The organism is uncultured Sphingomonas sp. (genome assembly GCF_964244265.1).
GTDB lineage: Bacteria > Pseudomonadota > Alphaproteobacteria > Sphingomonadales > Sphingomonadaceae > Sphingomonas.
Map to the genome: position 1 here is coordinate 76,021 of NZ_CAXTHV010000010.1, position 17,156 is coordinate 93,176.

Annotated in this window: 15 protein-coding genes; 2 read left to right on the forward strand and 13 right to left on the reverse strand. The window is 66.3% G+C overall.

Going from position 1 to position 17,156, the window contains the following annotated elements; translation table 11 throughout:
- Complete coding sequence (locus ACFE7K_RS06035; RefSeq protein ID WP_375397270.1) at positions 1–768, forward strand: enoyl-CoA hydratase-related protein; 768 nt, start codon at positions 1–3, stop codon at positions 766–768.
- Positions 769–777: 9 nt separating this feature from the next.
- On the opposite strand, the gene ACFE7K_RS06040 is transcribed toward ACFE7K_RS06035, so the two are convergent.
- The 13 genes from ACFE7K_RS06040 to ACFE7K_RS06100 all read right to left on the reverse strand — a co-directional run bounded on the left by ACFE7K_RS06040 (position 778) and on the right by ACFE7K_RS06100 (position 16,057).
- Entirely contained in the window at positions 778–1,599 is an 822-nt protein-coding gene (locus tag ACFE7K_RS06040; protein WP_375397271.1) for an enoyl-CoA hydratase/isomerase family protein, read from the reverse strand.
- 25 nt (positions 1,600–1,624) lie between these two features.
- A complete protein-coding gene (locus ACFE7K_RS06045; RefSeq protein WP_375397272.1) occupies positions 1,625–3,883 on the reverse strand; it encodes an acyl-CoA dehydrogenase family protein in 2,259 nt (752 codons plus the stop codon).
- 184 nt (positions 3,884–4,067) lie between these two features.
- Positions 4,068–4,886, reverse strand: a complete 819-nt coding sequence (locus ACFE7K_RS06050) for a helix-turn-helix domain-containing protein (protein WP_375397273.1) — start codon at positions 4,884–4,886, stop codon at positions 4,068–4,070.
- Between the two features lie 147 nt (positions 4,887–5,033).
- Positions 5,034–6,533 carry a class I adenylate-forming enzyme family protein gene (locus ACFE7K_RS06055; RefSeq protein WP_375397274.1) on the reverse strand — a complete coding sequence of 500 codons (1,500 nt, stop codon included), beginning with the start codon at positions 6,531–6,533 and terminating at the stop codon, positions 5,034–5,036.
- A gap of 50 nt (positions 6,534–6,583) precedes the next feature.
- Positions 6,584–7,096, reverse strand: a complete 513-nt coding sequence (locus ACFE7K_RS06060) for a hypothetical protein (protein WP_375397275.1) — start codon at positions 7,094–7,096, stop codon at positions 6,584–6,586.
- Entirely contained in the window at positions 7,093–8,094 is a 1,002-nt protein-coding gene (locus tag ACFE7K_RS06065; protein WP_375397276.1) for a zinc-binding dehydrogenase, read from the reverse strand. Before ACFE7K_RS06065 ends, ACFE7K_RS06060 begins: the two co-directional genes overlap by 4 nt.
- A 3-nt stretch (positions 8,095–8,097) precedes the next feature.
- Positions 8,098–9,054 carry an alpha/beta hydrolase gene (locus ACFE7K_RS06070; protein ID WP_375397277.1) on the reverse strand — a complete coding sequence of 319 codons (957 nt, stop codon included), beginning with the start codon at positions 9,052–9,054 and terminating at the stop codon, positions 8,098–8,100.
- A gap of 3 nt (positions 9,055–9,057) precedes the next feature.
- Positions 9,058–9,552 carry a VOC family protein gene (locus ACFE7K_RS06075; RefSeq protein WP_375397278.1) on the reverse strand — a complete coding sequence of 165 codons (495 nt, stop codon included), beginning with the start codon at positions 9,550–9,552 and terminating at the stop codon, positions 9,058–9,060.
- Complete coding sequence (locus ACFE7K_RS06080; RefSeq protein ID WP_375397279.1) at positions 9,549–11,624, reverse strand: hydantoinase/oxoprolinase family protein; 2,076 nt, start codon at positions 11,622–11,624, stop codon at positions 9,549–9,551. The genes ACFE7K_RS06075 and ACFE7K_RS06080 overlap by 4 nt, the downstream gene beginning before the upstream one ends.
- The gene (locus ACFE7K_RS06085) at positions 11,621–13,390 is read right to left on the reverse strand and encodes a hydantoinase B/oxoprolinase family protein (protein WP_375397280.1); all 1,770 of its coding nucleotides are present in this window, start codon (positions 13,388–13,390) and stop codon (positions 11,621–11,623) included. The genes ACFE7K_RS06080 and ACFE7K_RS06085 overlap by 4 nt, the downstream gene beginning before the upstream one ends.
- 142 nt (positions 13,391–13,532) lie before the next feature.
- The gene (locus tag ACFE7K_RS06090) at positions 13,533–13,847 is read right to left on the reverse strand and encodes a hypothetical protein (RefSeq protein ID WP_375397281.1); all 315 of its coding nucleotides are present in this window, start codon (positions 13,845–13,847) and stop codon (positions 13,533–13,535) included.
- 25 nt (positions 13,848–13,872) lie between these two features.
- Entirely contained in the window at positions 13,873–14,865 is a 993-nt protein-coding gene (locus ACFE7K_RS06095; RefSeq protein WP_375397282.1) for an MDR family oxidoreductase, read from the reverse strand.
- Positions 14,866–14,875: 10 nt separating this feature from the next.
- Positions 14,876–16,057, reverse strand: coding sequence for a MaoC family dehydratase N-terminal domain-containing protein (locus ACFE7K_RS06100; RefSeq protein ID WP_375397283.1), 1,182 nt, complete (start codon positions 16,055–16,057; stop codon positions 14,876–14,878).
- A 245-nt stretch (positions 16,058–16,302) separates the two neighbouring features.
- Here ACFE7K_RS06100 and ACFE7K_RS06105 point away from each other — a divergent pair, with 245 nt between their 5' ends.
- Positions 16,303–17,109 (forward strand): enoyl-CoA hydratase/isomerase family protein, encoded by an 807-nt coding sequence (locus ACFE7K_RS06105; RefSeq protein ID WP_375397284.1) that lies wholly within the window; start codon positions 16,303–16,305, stop codon positions 17,107–17,109.
- The last annotated feature ends 47 nt before the right edge of the window (positions 17,110–17,156 follow it).

Below are 17,156 nucleotides of genomic sequence, written 5' to 3' on the forward strand. Positions count from 1 at the left end.
ATGGAATACCGGTTCGCCAAGGTGGCACGTGAAGATCATGTGACGATCGTCACGATCGACCGGCCCGACCAGCGCAATGCGCTGCATTCCGACGCGTTCTTCGAGCTGGCAGCGATCTTCGACGATTACGAGGCCGATCCGGAGCAATGGGTGGCCATCATCACCGGCGCGGGCGACAAGGCATTCTGCGCGGGTGCCGACCTGAAGGGCGGCATCCGCGAAATGCCGCCCTCGGGCTTTGCGGGCCTGTGCACACGCTTCTCGCTGACCAAGCCGGTTATCGCCGCCGTCAACGGCTTCGCGCTAGGCGGGGGCTTCGAGACGGCGCTGGCGTGCGACATCATCGTCGCAGCGGACATTGCGAGCTTCGGGCTGACCGAGCCGCGCGTCGGGCTGGCAGCACTCGCCGGCGGGCCGCAGCGGCTGGTGCGCGAGATCGGCTACAAGCGCGCGATGGGCATATTGATGACCGGCCGGCGTGTGCCCGCGGCCGAAGGCCTGGCGCTAGGCTTCGTCAACGAGGTCGTGCCGGCGGCCGACCTGATGGCGGCGGCGCGGCGCTGGGCCGGCGAGATCGCGCAATGCAGTCCGATGTCGATCCGCGCGACCAAGCAGCTGGCGATGTCGGCGGCGGGGCAGGGTCTAGAGCCGGCGATCAGGGACATGTTCACGCTGCCTGCGGTGAAGGCGATGCTCGCGTCGGAGGATATGCGTGAAGGCCCGCGCGCCTTTGCCGAGAAGCGGGCGCCGGCGTGGCAGAACCGCTGAGGCGGGCACTCAGCCGTCCTTGACCTTGCTGCCGATCCCGCTCGTATATTGCTTGTAACCCTCGCGATAGGCCGGCCCCAGCATCAGCGAGCTATTAGCCAGTCGCTCGACATTGCGCGCCTGGGCAAGGCCGACGTCGCGCGCCAGCTCGATTGCGATCTTGGCGGCGCCCATCTGCTCGCCATTCTGCTGCGCCAGATGGCGGCAGAATTTCATCACGTCCTCCTCGAAGCTTTCGTCGGGGAAGACTTCGTGAACTAGGCCCATGTACAGCGCCTTGTCCGCATCGGCGACGAGGTTGGCCATCAGCAGGTAGCGCGCCCAGTGCGTGCCGACGATCCGGGTGAGGCGGCTGACACCGTTCGACGCCGGCACGACGCCGAACCGCCCTTCGGGAAAGGCGTAGCGCGCGCTCTTCGCCGCGAGGCGGAAGTCGCAGGACAGCGATATCTCGAGCCCGCCGCCCATGCAGGTGCCGTGATGGGCAACGACGAATGGTTTCTCGATCGCCTCCATCTCGTCATACATGCGCTGCATGCCGTGAAGACCGCGGCGGTGCATCTCGCGCACGCCCGATCCGGTATCCGGGCCGTTGCCATAGACCATCCCCCCATGGTCGTCCGTCTTCAGATCGGCGCCGGCACAGAAATAGCGGCCGGTCGAGCGAATCAGCATGACCTTGAGCTCGGCGGTGTCGCGGAAGCGGGCGACCGCCTCCTCGATCAGCGCCAGCATCGGCTTGTTGAGCGCGTTCAGCTTGTCGGGCCGGTTCAGCGTCGCGATCAGGATGCCGTCCTCGACGGCGGTGAGGAGGGGCGGAGCGTCGGTCATGGTCTCTCTTCCGGTCCGGACGGGCTCAGCCGCGGGTGCGCGGCATGCCGAGCTGGCGCTCGGCGATCATGCTGCGGTGTACCTCGCTGGTGCCGCCATAGATGGTCGTGCCGTGCGCGTGACGATAGCTGAGGTTGAGGAACCCCGCCGGCCCGTTTTTGCCCAGTGAATCGGGTGCGGCCAGGTTCAGCAGGTCAGCGGAGTCGGACAGGAACTTTTCCGACGAGAACATCTTTGAGGCCGGGCCGACCGCCGGGATGTTCTTTTTCTCGGTGGCGGACCAGAGCGCGTAATAATAGATCACCATGGACAGTTGAACGTGGACGGCGACCCGCGCTAGCCGCCGGATGGTGTCTTCCTTGGCGATGAGCTGCTCGCCGCCACGGATTTTCTCGCGGCAGAAGGTCTCGGCCTCTTCCAGCATGTGGCGTTGGACCTTGACGAAGCTGGCGCCGTGTTCGAGTTCGAGACTGGCCGCCATCACCTTCAGCCCGCCGCCGACCTCGCCCAGCCGGTAGCTGTCGGGGATATGGACGCCGTCATAATAGGTGATGTTGGTGCGCTCGTCCTGGAAGGTGTAGACTGGCTGGATCTCGACGCCCTCGGCCTTGAGCGGCACGATGAACATCGTCAGCCCCTTGTGCTTGGCGACGTCGAAATCGGTGCGCGCGAGCATCAGCACATATTCGGCGATGTTGGCGCCGCTGGTGAACATCTTCTGCCCGTCGATCCGCCAGCCGTTGCCGTCCGGGGTGGCGCGGGTGACGGCGGCGAACACGTCCGATCCCGATCCCGGCTCGGAGAAGCCCAGGCTGCACACCGCCTCGCCCGCCGCGACCTTTGCCAGCGCCTCCTTCTTGAGGTCCTCGCTGCCAAAGCGCTGCATGATCCAGCCGACCATGTTGGTCGTGCCCGCGGAATGGCCGGACCATTCATTATCCTCCCACGCCTCGGAGGCCGCGCTGAGCGCATAGGGGCTGGCGTCGCGGCCGCCATATTCCTTCGCCCAGCCCGGGAAGAGCAGCCCCGCTTCGGCAAGCTTCTTGTGCACGCCCGGATCGTGGCCGGCATAGGAATAATGCGCCTTGGCCTTGAGCTCGGGAGTAAGCGTCTGCTTGAAGAAGGCGTTGACCTCGTCGGCGAGCACGCGGGCCTCGTCGCCCAGGTCGAAGTCGATCGACACCGGACCGACATCGGGCAGGGTCGCGGTCTCGCCATGATAGAGCCGGCGCCCGGCCTCGGCGAGCAACAGCTCGGGATCGCCCAGCGTCAGCGGCAGCGCGCGCGCGCGCAGATTGTAGAGATGGATGTCATATTCGGACGTGAGCCCGTACCCGCCGAAGGTATGCAGCCCCTGCGAGCCGGCGAGCCCCGCCGTCTTTGCGTTCCACCACAATGCCATCGATACCTGTGCAGCCGCGTTTTCTACGCCATGCGCGATGTCGCGGATCGTCTTCCACACCAGGTGCCGGCCGCCATCGGTATCGACGATCAGGTCAGCGAGCGGATGCGAGATCGCCTGATAGGCGCCGATCGGCTGGCCGAACGCCTTGCGCTCCGAGGCATAGGCCGCGGCGAGCCGGATCGCCTGGCGCGAGACCCCGGCGAGCGTCGCAGCGGTCAAGAGCTTCCACTCTTCGACCGCCGCTTCGAACGCTGCGACAGCCTTGGGTCCTTGCGCGAGCACGACGCGTTCGGCGCGGTCGAGCCGAACCTCGGCAAGCGGCGTCGATGCCAGGTTCGGCGTAACCGGCTCGCCGACATGGTTCTTCGTTGCTTCGGGCGAGGCGCGGTTCCGCGCGACCGCCTGCTCCTCGGGAGTTGGCCGGACCAGCACGACCGCGTCGCCGGCCCGCGCCACCACCGCCTCGGCAACGCCGCCGCCCGCGATCCATTGGACCGCCTCTTCGTCGGCATCGCGCATCGCGATCGTAATTACCGCATCGCCGGCGGCGAGCTGCGCGGCAAGCTCGACGGCAGCGTCGTCGGTCGCCATCGCCAGCAGCGGCGCGGCCACGATCGCTTCGGCGATGGGACCCGAAGCCAGCGTGCGGCCGACCTCCTCCATCAACAGCGCGGCATCGAACAGCCCCAGACCCAGGCCGCCCGATTCCTCGGGAACGCGCATCGCAAAGGCGCCAAGCTCGGCCAGCCCGCGCCATAGCGCGACATCGAATCCTAACGGCATCGCCGTGCGTACGCGCGGCATGCTGCTATGCTCATCAAGGAATCGCGCGAAGGTCTCGGCAATCATCTGCTGGTCGTCTGAGGGCTCGAAATTCATGAGTGTCGCAGGCTCCGATTGGCTGCGCAGATCGATCGGTTCACGACGGACACGCAGGAGTTTCCATCTCTTGCATGGATCCAGCTCCAAAGGCATATTGCCTTGGCAATTCCGCCGGGGCGATACTCGGCGCGCCGGAAGATATGAGGCAACGTGCTGCCGGTCCCGGCCACGTTGCGGCGTATTACGCCTCTACGCTTCGATCGTCGCATTGCAGCGACGCATATAACGACTTCTCCGTCGTTCGTGCCGCGTTTTGCGTGCAACCGACAACGGTTCGCTGCAATTCGGCCAGCAGGTCAGCAGGGTCGGTGCCGTTGCCGGCGGGATAGATGACGCCAAGCGCCAGCGGACGCTCGCCGGCCTGATGAGGCAGCAGCACCGCACACATGTCGGCGCCGTCGACAAAACCACTTTCGCCAATTGCATGGCGCTGCCGGCCAAAGACACGAATCTTGTCCATCGCTTCGGCATGATGGAACTTGCGTGCGGAAGGCGCTTCCGCGTTGAGCCGCCGCAGCATGCCGCCGCTTTGATCGAAGGATTGCGTCGACAGCAACAACATGCCGGCAACGCTGCTGCTCAACGGTTCCGAGGTGCCGCATACCAGTTCGTTCGAGAGCGGCGTCCGACCCGCTTCCCACCGGAATATCTGTACATGGGTGCCGACGACTCCCATCAGCGCGACACCAAGGCCGGTCAATTGCGCAATCCTGTCCATCAACGGCAACATATGACCGTTGCGCAGAAGATCAGGCTGAGCGGATGAACCCAACATCGCCACGCGCGGCGTAGGCATGTAAGATCGTGAGCGGGCATCCTTGTAAAGAAAGCCCATTTCGACCAGGCTGGACAGCAGTTCCGACGTGCTTGATTGTGGCCGTCCAAAGCGGCGCGCAATGTCCATCACCGTAGCTTGGCGCTTATGTTCGTCGAAAAATTCGAATACTTCGATCACCCGCTTGGCGATCTTGTTCTTGTTTGAAGCCAATACCGTTGCCATCACATCCTCCAATGACCTTTTCGGTCTTGCAAGCCTCTTTCCGCATCGCCGAGGCGATGTCAATCAAAAGTGAGATGTGCTCCGTTATGGGATTGGGGTGCATTCTGAGAGCGGTGCAGTCCCTTGAAGTCCGGTAAGCCGATCCCTTCAGCCCGATGTCGCCACGACCGTCTGCTCGAACAACGCGGCCACGGCGGGAAGGTCCACCTTCATCGATGGCGTGCGCGGCAACGCCGCGACGAAGCGATAGGCAACCGGGATGTGGGTGGCATAGACATGGGCGCGCAGGTGGGTGTCGAGTTCCTCGGTGGTCGGCTGGGCGGCGTCGGGCTTGAGCTGGATGGCGGCCACCGGCACCTGGCCCAGCCGCTCGTCGCGGATGCCGACGACGGCGGTGGCGGCAATCGCGGGATGCAGCATCAGCGCGCGGCCGATCGTTTCCGGGAGCAGCTTGAAGCCGCCGCGCATGATCGCGCCATCCGAGCGGCCGCGATGGAAGATGAAGCCGTCCTCATCGATCATGCCGATGTCGGTGGTGGTGATCCAATCGGGGCCGATCCGCGGCGAGATCACCTCAAGCAAGCCTTCTTTTCCCGGCGGCAGTTCTTCGCCCGTCTCAACGTCGAGCACGCGCAGCTTCGCGCCCGCAAACGGCCGGCCGACCGACCCGAACTTCTTTGCGCCCCATTCGGGGATCATCTCGGCGGTCATCGCCGTCACGGGGCCGCCAAATTCGGTGGCGCCGTAGGATAGCAGGATCGGGATACCGTACCGCTCCTCGAACGCGCGTTGCACCGTCGGATCGAGCGGCGCGGCGCCAGTGCCGATCGTGGTCACGCTCGCCAGATCTTCCTTGGGAACGTCGGCATCAAGCACCATGCGGATGCCCGCGGGCGGCAGGCTGCACCGGTTGGGACGATAACGCCGTACATAGTCAAGCCAGTCCTCGATGCGAAAGCGATCGAGCAGGACCGCCGGATGCCCCTTCAGCGTCGGCGGGAGCAGGCCGTACACCCCGGAGATGTTGCCGAACGGAAAATAGAGCATTGCCGGCGGCAGCGCGGAGACGTCCTCATTTTCCTGATAGGTAACGTTGAAACCGACGATATGCTTGGCGATCATCTCGTAGCCGACAGCGAAATGCTTTGGCGGACCGGTCGTGCCGCTGGTCAGGATCTGGATCTGGGGATCGGCCGGCGCGTCGGGATCGGGCGTGGCGGTCGATCGCTCGAAACCGGTGATGGCCGCCGCGCCGTCCACCTCGCCCAGCGCGATTGCGGCGATGCCCTGCTCGGCCGCAACCGCGAGCACCTCGTCGGCCAGTTCTTCGGCGCCGGCGATCACCGCCGCGAGCTTCAGCCGACCGACATCGCGCGCGATGCCGGTGGGCGACTGGAAGGCGTAGATCATGCGGATCGTCCGCCCGCGCGCGATCATCCCCAGCATTGCGGCGGCAGCCGAGGGCCGGTTGCGGGGCACAAAGCCGATCGGCGCGCGAGGATCGAGCCCGGCATCGTCGAGCAGCGCATTGATCCGATCGGCCACTCCCCGCATCCAACCCCAGCGCACCCACTCCCCGCGATATTCCAACGCCGGCAGATCGGGATCACGGGTGAGTGCTGCCCGGCATTGTTCCTCAAGCGTCATGATTGCTCCGTTCATCAAACCATTGCGGCCGGGCCGGGCCGGGGCGGGGATCATGCCGCGCTGCGCCGCGCGCGCAGGCCATCCTCGATCATGCCCTTGAACTTGACGTCATTGTCCTTGAGAAAAAAATCATGGACACGCCGTTCAAGCAGAGGTGCCAGCCAGCGCGACCGCATCGTATATTCCTCATGGATATGGACGCGCGTCCGGCTTTCCTCGATCGCCTCCAGCCGATACCAGCCCTTCACCGTCGCGGACGGCGGCGCGCAGACCAGTACATCATATCGCTGGAATTCTGGCGCGCGCACCTCCGACACCATTTCCCAGCTTTGCGCGGTCCCGCCAAGATACCCTGGTGCTAGAAACCGGCAACGGCGCACGAGCCCCAGCCCGTTCTCGTCGCCTTCATGCAGCACTTCGACGCGCGTGCTGCCATGTTCGATCACGCGCGGACGGTCGACCGTCGTCAGGCTGCGGTCGAAATCCTTTTGTGGATGAAGGACCGCCCATACGTCGTCGCGCGACCCGTCGACGGTCCAGCTGTTCTCGTAGGTGGTGGTCACAGCCGCACCAGCATCTTGCCGAGATTGCCGCCGGTGAACAACGCGCAGAACGCCGCCGGTACCGCCGCCAGCCCCTCGTGCACGGTCTCGGCGCTGACGAGGTCGCCCGACAGCGTCCAGCGCAGCATGTCCTCGTGGAACTCGGCCCAGCGATCGTCGTAATCGGGGGCGGCAAAGCCCCGAATCCGAAGACGACGTGCTACCAGCCGCATCGGCTGGTCGAGCACGAGCTGGTCGCCCCTGCCGTAGCCGCCGATCATGCCGCACAGCGCGAACCTTGCGCCTACGCGGGCGTGCTGGATCGCGGCGTCGAGATGATCGCCGCCGACATTGTCGAAAAACGCGCTTATCCCCTCGGCGCCCACCCCGCGCACCGCGGCCCCCAGCTTCTCGCGCATCGTGCCGGGGGCGTTACGATCGATCGCGATGCTCGCGCCCCAGTCGCGGAGCGCGGCGCATTTGTCCGCGCCGCCCGCCGATGCGATCACGGTCGCACCCTTGATCCGGGCGATCTGCACGACCGCCGAGCCGACCGCGCCCGCTGCCGCCGAGACGAACAGCAGGTCGTCGGGGCGGAACGCGGCGGCGTCGAGCAAGCCGAAATAGGCGGTCTGCCCCGGCATGCCGAGATGGCCGAGATAGCGCTGGATCGGCGCGGCGCTGTCGGGGATCGCCTCGCACGCCGCCTGGGCCACGACCGCGACGTCGCGCCAGCCGCCATTGTGGAGGACCTTGCGCCCGACCGGCCAGTCGCGCGCGCGGCTCTCGATCACCGTCCCGACCGCGCCACCCTGCATTGGCGAACCGAGCGGCAGCGCGGGCATGTAGCCGCCATGATCGTCGAGCATCCCGCGCATGAACGGATCGACCGACAGCCAGCTGTTGGCGATCCGCACCTCGTCATCGCCCAGCGGCGGATCTGGGACGTCCTCGAGCGTGAAAATACCGGGATCGAGGTCACCGTCCGGCCGCGCCGTCAGATGCCAGACCCGCGCCACCGCTTAGCCCGCAAAAGCGCGGCGCAGCGCGTCCTGGCAGCGCTCGGTGAAGATTCTCGATACCGTGGCGGCGGGCGCCATCGCGTCGAAGCCGTGGAAGGCCCCTGGGGCGACATAGACTTCAGTCGGTACGCCGGCGCGGATCAGGCGGCGGGCATAATCGAGGTTCTCGTCGATGAAGACGTCCAGCGCGGCGGTGCCGATAAAGGTCGGGGGCAGGCCTGACAGATCGGAAGCGCGGGCGGGGGCGGCGTGATAGGGAATATCGGGTGCGCCCGGCTCCCTGCCGAGCCAGCTCTTCCAGCCAAACGCGTTCGATGCGCGGTCCCAGATGAACTGGCCGGCAAACGGATTGGGCTCGTCGCTGGTGCAGGTGCGATCGTCGATCATCGGATAGATCAGCAGCTGGAAGAGGATCTCCGGCCCGCCGCGATCCCGCGCCAGCAGCGCAAGGCCGGCGGCCAGGCCGCCGCCGGCGCTTTCGCCCCGTATCGCTATCCGGCGCGTATCGAGGCCGAGACCCGCGGCATTGGCATGGAGCCATTCGAGCACCGCATAACAGTCCTCGAGCGCGCCGGGGTACGGCGTCTCGGGCGCGATCCGGTAATCGATCGAGGCGATCGCACAGCCGAGCGTCCTGGCCCAATCGCGATTGCGCGGATCGCCCAGTTCCGCGGTACCGAACAGGAAGCCGCCGCCGTGGACATGCATCACGATGGGAGCATTGGTCGCCAAGTCGTCGGGACGATAGAGCCGCAGCCTCACGTCGGGCGCGCCGTCACGTCCGGGCGCGAAATGCTCGGTGACGCGCACCCGCTCGTCGGGTTCGGCGAGGCCTTGCTCGGTCATCGCCGCGACGCGCGCGCGGGTGGCTTCCAGCTTTTCCGCCGAGACACCCATGTCGGGAACTAGGTCGAGCAGCGGGGCAAGCTCGGGATCGACGAGGTGGCGGGTCGGCATGGCCTATCCTGCCGCGCCCGCGCGTTCGGCGCGCCCTTTTTCGAGCCGGTCGTTGAAGACGCGGGTGACCAGCTCGACCAGTTGACCGTCGGGATCGCGCAGGATCGCGGCGCGATCGACCCGCTTGCTCACCGTCCCGCCCAGCGCCTCCGCCCGCGCGCAGGTGTCGGCGATATCGTCGACCGCGATCGAGAGATGGGCGAGCCCGGTCTGGTTGAACATGCGCGATGCCGCCGCCGGCGCGCTCGGCGGATCGAAGACCATCAGTTCCAGCGTCTGCCCGCCGAGCATCAGATAGACGGCGTGGATGTCGCTCGGCGGCTGGAGCTGCATCAGCGGGTCGATCTGCGCGGCGGTCATGCGCAGTTCGCGGTCATAGGTGAAGCCGAACGCCTCGGTGTAGAAGCGCACCGAGCGCGCCATGTCGGATACGGTGAGGCCGATATGGACGAGGACGCTCATCACGCCGCGCCCTCTCGCATCCTGGTCCTCGCTCATCGCGGCGCTATTTCCACCAGGATGTCGCCGTTGGCGAGCAGTTCGGCGACGTCGCCAGCCCCCATCACCAGGGTGGTGAAGCGGCTCTGGATCAGCGCCGGCCCGGTTATCGTATCGCCTCGGCCGAGCCGTTCGCCGCCATAAACGGGCGCGTCGTCATGCCAAGACCCGCTCGCATACAGGCGGCGACGGCCGATCACCTCGGGCTTGCCGTCGCTCGCCGCCAGGTCATAGGTTTCGGGTTGGTCGACCAGGCCGCTGGCGATCAGGCGGATGCCGCGCACCACCGGCTCCTGCGACCGCGCCTCGACGAGGCGCGAGCTTTCGTTTCGACGGTGGAAATCCTCGACCGTTGCGGCCAGTGCCTCCTGCGTCAGTTCCTGGCCATGCCCCTTGACGATCGCGATTGGCGTGTCGAACGTCTGGCCGGGATAAACCATGTTGATCAGCCAATCGTACCGCCGGCGCGCCGGCTCGATCCCGGCCGATTGAAGCTGGGCGTCGGCATCGCCTTCCAGTTCGGCGGCAAGCGTGCTCAGGCGGCCAAGGTCGATCGTCCGCCAATCGGACAACAGGGTACGCGATTCGTCGAGCAGATGGTCGGCGGTGAGCAGGCCCAGCGCCGACATTGCCGGTGCCGCCTGGGGCACGAGCACGCGGCGCATGCCGAGCTCTCGGGCATGTTCGACCGCGTGGACCGCGCCCATGCCGCCGAACGCGACCAGGTCCAGCATGCGCGGATCGGCGCCGGCGAGGCTTAGGGCGCGACGGATGCCGTCGCACATATGCGCGTCGATGATCTCGACGATCGCGACCGCCGCCTCGTCGGGCGACAGGCCGGCGTCCCGGCCGATACGCGCCACCGCCGCCCGGGCGCCTTCGACGTCGAGCGACAGGCGTCCGCCCCAGAAGCCCGCGGGATCGAGCCGGCCGCACAACAGGTCGGCATCGGTGACGGTCGGCTCGATCCCGCCACGCCGGTAGCAGACCGGCCCGGGCTGGCTGCCCGCCGAGTCCGGGCCCACCGTCAGCTGTCCGTCACGCGATCGCGCGATCGATCCGCCGCCCGCACCGACCGAAACGACATCGACCATCGGCAGCGCGATGCAGTAACGATGGCGCCAGTTCCAGTCGCTCTTGATGTCGGGGCGGCCGTCACGGATCAGGCAGACGTCGTAGCTGGTGCCGCCCATGTCGACCGAGATCACGTCCCCCAGATCGGCATTGCGCGCCGCGCGCGCGGCGGCCACCACCCCGCCGGTCGGGCCGGAGCTGATCGTCGCCAGCGCGCGCTTGCGGATGCCGTCCGGCGTCGCGACCCCCCCCGATGCGGTGGCGAGCAGCAGTTCGCGCGCAAAGCCCGCATCGGCCAGCTTCTTTTCCAGCCGGTCGAGATAGCGCACGATCGGCGGCCCGACGAATGCATTGACCAAGGTGGTCGAGGTGCGTTCGAATTCGGGCGGCTTGGGATAGACTTCATGGCTGAGCGAGATCAGCTCGACGTCGGGAAAAGTCTCGAGGATCAGGTCTCGCGCGCGCTGCTCGTGGACCGGGTTCATGTAGCTGTGGATGAACACCACCGCGATCGAGGTGACGCCGAACGCTTTCAGCCGCGCGGCCGCCCGGCGGACGCCGTCCTCGTCCAGGGGCGTCTCGATCTGGCCTTCCGCGGTCATCCGCTCGTCGACTTCCAGGCGCACGCGCCGCCTGGCGATCGGCTGCGGCCCGGGTTGCGCGGGATCCCAGATGTCTTCCTTGTAGCAGCGCCGGAGCTCGATCTCGTCGCGGAAGCCGCGCGTGACGATCAGGCCGGTATTGGCGCCCTTCATCTGGATCATCGCATTGTCGGCCGCCGTGGTGCCGTGGACGATCGATTCGGTATGCGTCAGCAGCGCCTCGGTGCCGTCCAGCCCCTCGGCCTCGGCAAGCCGCGCCAGGCCGTCGAGCACGCCGCCGGACTGGTCCTCGGGCGTGGTCGGCGCTTTTTCGAGCACCAGGCTGCCGTCAGGACGCAACAATACGCAATCGGTAAACGTGCCGCCCACGTCCACCCCCACCCGGTACATCGTCATGCCGCCGCCTTCTGCCCCCGCATCTCAGCCCTGAGCGCGACGGTCGCCGCCTCGTCGAGCTTCAGGTCCATTGCCTCGACCGATCCGGTAACGACAACGCCATAATCACGGCGCGCGCCTTCAACCGAGACATATTCGTCCCACACGTCTTCGATAACCGCGCCGGCATCGCGCTCGACCGCGTTGCCCCAGCCCCCGCCGCCGCCGAAATTATAGATCAACTGCTCGCCGGTGTTCAGCAAATGCGCGTTGATGACGGGGGAGATGTTGACTTCGCGGTCGGTGCCGGGGCTGACGATCGCCTCGTCGGGGGCGCCATGCGCGCCGCCGGCGATACCGGGATGAACGTGGCGCTGGTTGACGATATACTGGCTGACATAGGTCGGCGTGCGCACTTCCTTGACGAAATGGCTGCCCAGCCCCCCGCGCCACTGACCGGCGCCGCCGCTGTCGGTGCGATAGTTGCGGTCGCGGATGATGTGCGGGAAGTTGACCTCGTTCAGCTCGGCCGGCGCTTTCAGCAGATTGCCGTAGGCGGCGGGCAGCGCCCCCCAGCCATCGGTTCCCTTGATCCCGTTGCACCACCCCGCATTGACCTCGCCGCCATGGTCGAAGAACGGCTTGCCGCTGCGCGGGTCAAGGTCACCCCACATCTGGCGCGGGCTGCCATATTTATAGGTCTGCGGGCTGACGCGCTCGGGCAGGAACTTGGCGACGGCCAACGCGATCGCGTCCGCCGCTTCGACACCCGGATGATGGGTGCCCGACGATACCGGCTTGCCGACCGGCGGGTTGAGGCAGCAGCCCTCGGGCACGTGCAGTTCGACGCAATCGAAAAAGCCCTCGTTCTTGGGGATGGTCGGGTCGACCATGCTCATCAGCTGGCCCAGCACGTTGCCGCGCGTGTTGCCGTAGGTGGACCAGGCGGCGATGTCCTGCCGCATGTCCGAGCCTTCGAAATCGACGATCAGCCGATCCCCCGCCACCGTCACCGCGACATGGACGTGGATGTCCTTGTTGCCCTGCGGATCGCTGTCGACCCAGGTGTCCGCCTCATAGGTGCCGTCCGGCCATGTCGCGATCTCGGCGGCGAAACGGCGGCGCGCCTCCTCGATGCTGTCGGCCATCACCTGCTCGATCGTGTCGGCGTCGTAGCGTTCGACCAGCGCGTTCAGCCGCCGCGCGCCCAGTTGCGCCGCGCCGACCTGACTCTGCAGATCGCCGATGAAACCCGCCAGCCGGTTGTTGGCGCGCAGCGTCAGCACGACGTCGCGGCGCTCCTTGCCGGCATCGATGATCTTGATCAGCGGATAGCGCGTGCCTTCGGAGAACACGTCCTTGGCCATCGTGTTGTAGCCGCCCGCGACCGCGCCGCCGGTATCGCCGTGGTGGCACTGGATGGAGGCAACCATCAGCAGCCGGCCGTCCTCCGCGAAGATCGGCGAGAACACGTTGAAGTCGGGCAGATGGCCGCCGCCGTGATACGGATCGTTGGCGAGGATCACGTCGCCCGCGAGCAGATCGTCGCCGAGGAAGTCGATCGCAAACTGGACCGGAAGGGTGGCCGACAGCATGAATTGCGGAATCCCGACCGACAGCGCCGCCAGCCGCCCCTTGCCGTCGAGGATCGTCGAATTGCGCTCGTTCGACTGGTTGAGAATGGGCGTCGTCGCATGCCGCGACACATGCGTGTTCATTTCAAAGCAGATCGTCTCCATCGCGGAGCGGATCACCTCGGCGGTCACCAGATCGACCTTGCGCGACATTTTCGACACCTTTCAGCCTTGAACGGACGCAGCCAATATCGGGCTATCCGCTACCATTGGGAAGTGTCTTGATGAGGTCCGACACAGACCGCGCATTTGGGGACATCCATAATGCTCGGCGTCTGGGTCACCCCGGAAAACGTCACCGGGCCCTGAAGAGCATCATCCTGGCGGAAGCGGTATCCAGCGCGGGCGAAATCTCCATCTCGCCCGCCTGCGCGCGCCGGGTCAGCTCGGCGATTACCGCGCCGGGATCGTCGGTCTCGATATCGTAGATGGCGAGATAGTCTGCTTCGGCCGGGCTCGGCGTTGCCGGGTCGGGTTCGTAGCGGCGGCCCGCGGCGATGCCGGGGATCGCGCACACGTCGCGCAGATGAACATCGTCGTACCAGCGGTTATAAGCCTCGTCCTGGCCGGCCTGTGCGCTGCTCGGCACCACGAGGATATAGTTGCCCAACGCGACGATCCTTTCCGTATTCTGCTCAGCCGTTGATGTCGACGACGACCCGGCCCCTGATCTTGCCGTCGACAATATCGCGCGCCGCCTGCTCGATGCCGTCAAAGCCGACCGTCCGGGTGATGCTGTCCAGCTTTGCCGGATCTAGATCGGTCGCCAGCCGTTCCCAAGCGCGCCTGCGCTTCGCCATCGGCGCCTGCACCGAATCGACGCCCAGCAAAGCGACGCCGCGGAGGATGAACGGCATGACCGTCGCGGGCAAATCGGCACCCTGCGCCAGCCCGCAGGCGGCGACCGCGCCGCCATAGCGCGTCCTGGCGAGCAGATTGGCAAGCGTGAAGCTCCCGACCGAATCGATCCCGGCGGCGAAGCGCTCCTTGTCGAGCGGACGGCCTTTTTCCGACAGTTCCGCGCGGTCGATGATCGTCGTGGCACCCAGGGCCTTCAGGTAATCGGCTTCCTCCGGCCGGCCGGTCGAGGCGCTGACCGTAAAGCCGAGCTTTGCGAGCAGCGCGATCGCGACGCTGCCGACGCCGCCGTTCGCGCCCGTCACCAGCACCTCGCCCCCGCCCGACGTGATCCCGTAATCCTCAAGCGCCAGCACGCACAGCATGGCCGTATAGCCGGCGGTGCCGATCGCCATCGCCTGCGCGGTGGTGAAGGCGGCGGGCAGCGGCACCAGCCACTCGCCCTTGACGCGCGCCTTGTCGGCATAGCCGCCATAATGCGTCTCGGACAGGCCGTAGCCGTTGAGCAGCACCTGGTCGCCGGGCTTGAACGCCGGATTGTCGGACGTCTCGACCGTGCCGGCGAGATCGATGCCGCCGATCATCGGCCATTTGCGCACGACCGGGCCCTTGCCGGTGATCGCCAGCCCGTCCTTGTAGTTGACGGTCGAATGCGCGACCGCGACGACGACGTCACCTTCCATCAGGTCGTCGAGGCCGACCCGCGCGGTCTCGACCGTCTGGCCGTCGTCGGTCTTGCTGATGCGGATCGCGCGGAACATGTCGCTCATGGATGCGCCTTCAATCGAGGGGGAGTTCGACCTCGGCGACGGCCTTTGCCATCACCTGGCCGGTCTGGGTCGCCATCACGATCTCGACCGTGGCGATGCCCTTGCCGCCGGCCTTCTTCACGTCGGTGACCGTGCCGTCGAGGAAGGTCGCGTCGCCGGTGAAGGCGGGGTTGCGGTATTGCGCCTTGAGGTGCCGGACGAAACCCCACTCGCTCGCCCAGGCGGCGAGATAGTCGATCATCCACGCGCCCATCGACGCGCCATAGCCATAGCCGCGTGGCATGCCGATCTTGCGCGCCCATTTCGGCTGCAGGTGGCCGCGCGACGGGCCGTAATAGGCGCCGTCGGTCAACTCGGGGTTGAAGCGCTCCATCACCGGATCGCCCTCGTGCCCCTGGAAATCGTCGGCATAGCCCGCGTCGGCGAACTGGTCGGCCGACCAGAAATCGCGCCGCGCACCGTACCAGGTGGTGAACGGAAAGGCGCGCCATTCGGTCGCGAAGCTCGGCAGGCTGTGCGGCCCGAGCACGTTGGTGACCAGCGCATCGCCGACCTTTACGCTGTCGAACAGCCGCTTGCCGTGGCCGAGATCGCGGATGCTCTGGATGAAGACGAGCTTCTTCGCGTCGAGATCGGCGAGCTCGGCGTCGCTCCATTCGGGATCGTCGGGATTGTCGAACGACTGTTTCTTGCGCGCGTTGTCGACATTGTAGCGGATCGTGGTCGAGCGCTGGATGGCGACGCGGTCGCCCTGCGTGTTGATGTAGGTGGTGTCGCCGCGCTGGAAGCAGGTCGGGCCGGCGAAGCCGGTGTTGGTGACCTTGTAGTCGAACGGCATCGGATAGCATTTGATATGCTCGCCGGGGAAGATCTGCGGGCCGAAGAACCACCATTCGTCGCCGCCGAACAGCAGCGCCGAATTCTCGATCCGGCCGATATTGGCGGGCCACACGCCATGCGCGATCTCGGTCGAGGCGACGAAGCTCTGCGGCGCCACGATCCGGCCATAGCGGCTCTCGGCGGCATAATCGGGGTCGAAATGTAGCGGGTTCGGATAGTGCATCCCCTGCACCCAGCGGCGGATGTCGTTGATCGCAACGGCCTCGCGCAGCTGATGGACCGGCAGCGGCTGGCCCAGATAATTGTCGAGGTCCGACGCGTCGAGCGGCAGGAAGTCTTCGATGTCGCTCATGGGGCCGTGATTCTCCTGCCGTCGATCGTACCGGTCGTGTCACGGCTGGTCGCGAATCTGCCGGTCACTCGCCGGATTGGCCTTGGCACGTCTTGACCAGGTCCGTCAAAATCCGAACCAGCAACGACATCGCGCGCCGGCCGCTGTGGTTGTCCGCGACGGTGCCGGGATCAAGCCGCTGGCGATGCGTCGCCGATGACCTTAAGGGCGTTCCCCATGGCTACCGTTAACCTGAAAGGCCCACGATGACGGCCGACCAGCCGCTGTTGTTCACCGCCGAGGAAGGCGTCGCGACACTGACCCTCAATCGCCCGCATGAAGGTAATGCGATGGCGCCCGAGCTGCTCGTCGCGCTGGAAGCCGCCTGGGGCAGGATCAATGATGATCGCGAGATCCGAGCCGTCATCCTGACCGGCGCGGGCGAGCGGCATTTCTGCACCGGGGCTGCGGTCGGCAAGTTGGGCGTCGGCATCGGCGGGCTGCAGAATAGGCCGTATGCCGATGCCAACCGCTTCACGTCGCGGATGTGTGCGGTGGCCCAGCCTGTGATCTGCGTCGTCAATGGGCTGTGCAACGCCGGTGGGCTGCACTTCGTCGCCGATGCCGATATCGTGATCGCGTGCGAGCAGGCGGTGTTCATGGATACCCATGTCAACGTCGGTCAGGTCTCCGCGCTCGAATCGATCGGCGTGGCGCGGCGGGCCGGGGTCGGCGCGGCCCTGCTGATGGGACTGGTCGGCCGTTCCTACCGCATGCCGGCGAGCCGGGCGCACCAACTGGGCATCGTCGACCTCCTCGAACCGACGCGCGAGGCGGCGATGGCGCGCGCCGTCGAGCTTGCCACGGCGATGTGCGCCAATTCGCCGCAGGCGATGGCTCTCACCAAGCGCGCGATCTGGGCGTCGACCGAGATGCCCGACCGGCAGGCGCTGGATTTCTCCTGGGAACTTCTAAAGTCGCAATGGGCGCACCCCGATTTCGAAGAAGGTCCGAAGGCATTCGCTGAAAAGCGACCGGCTCGGTGGAACCCGGATCCCAATGCCCGACGCTAGAGCGTTTTCAGGTTAGTTGGCGTCATATCCGGCGTTACGGAGATAGT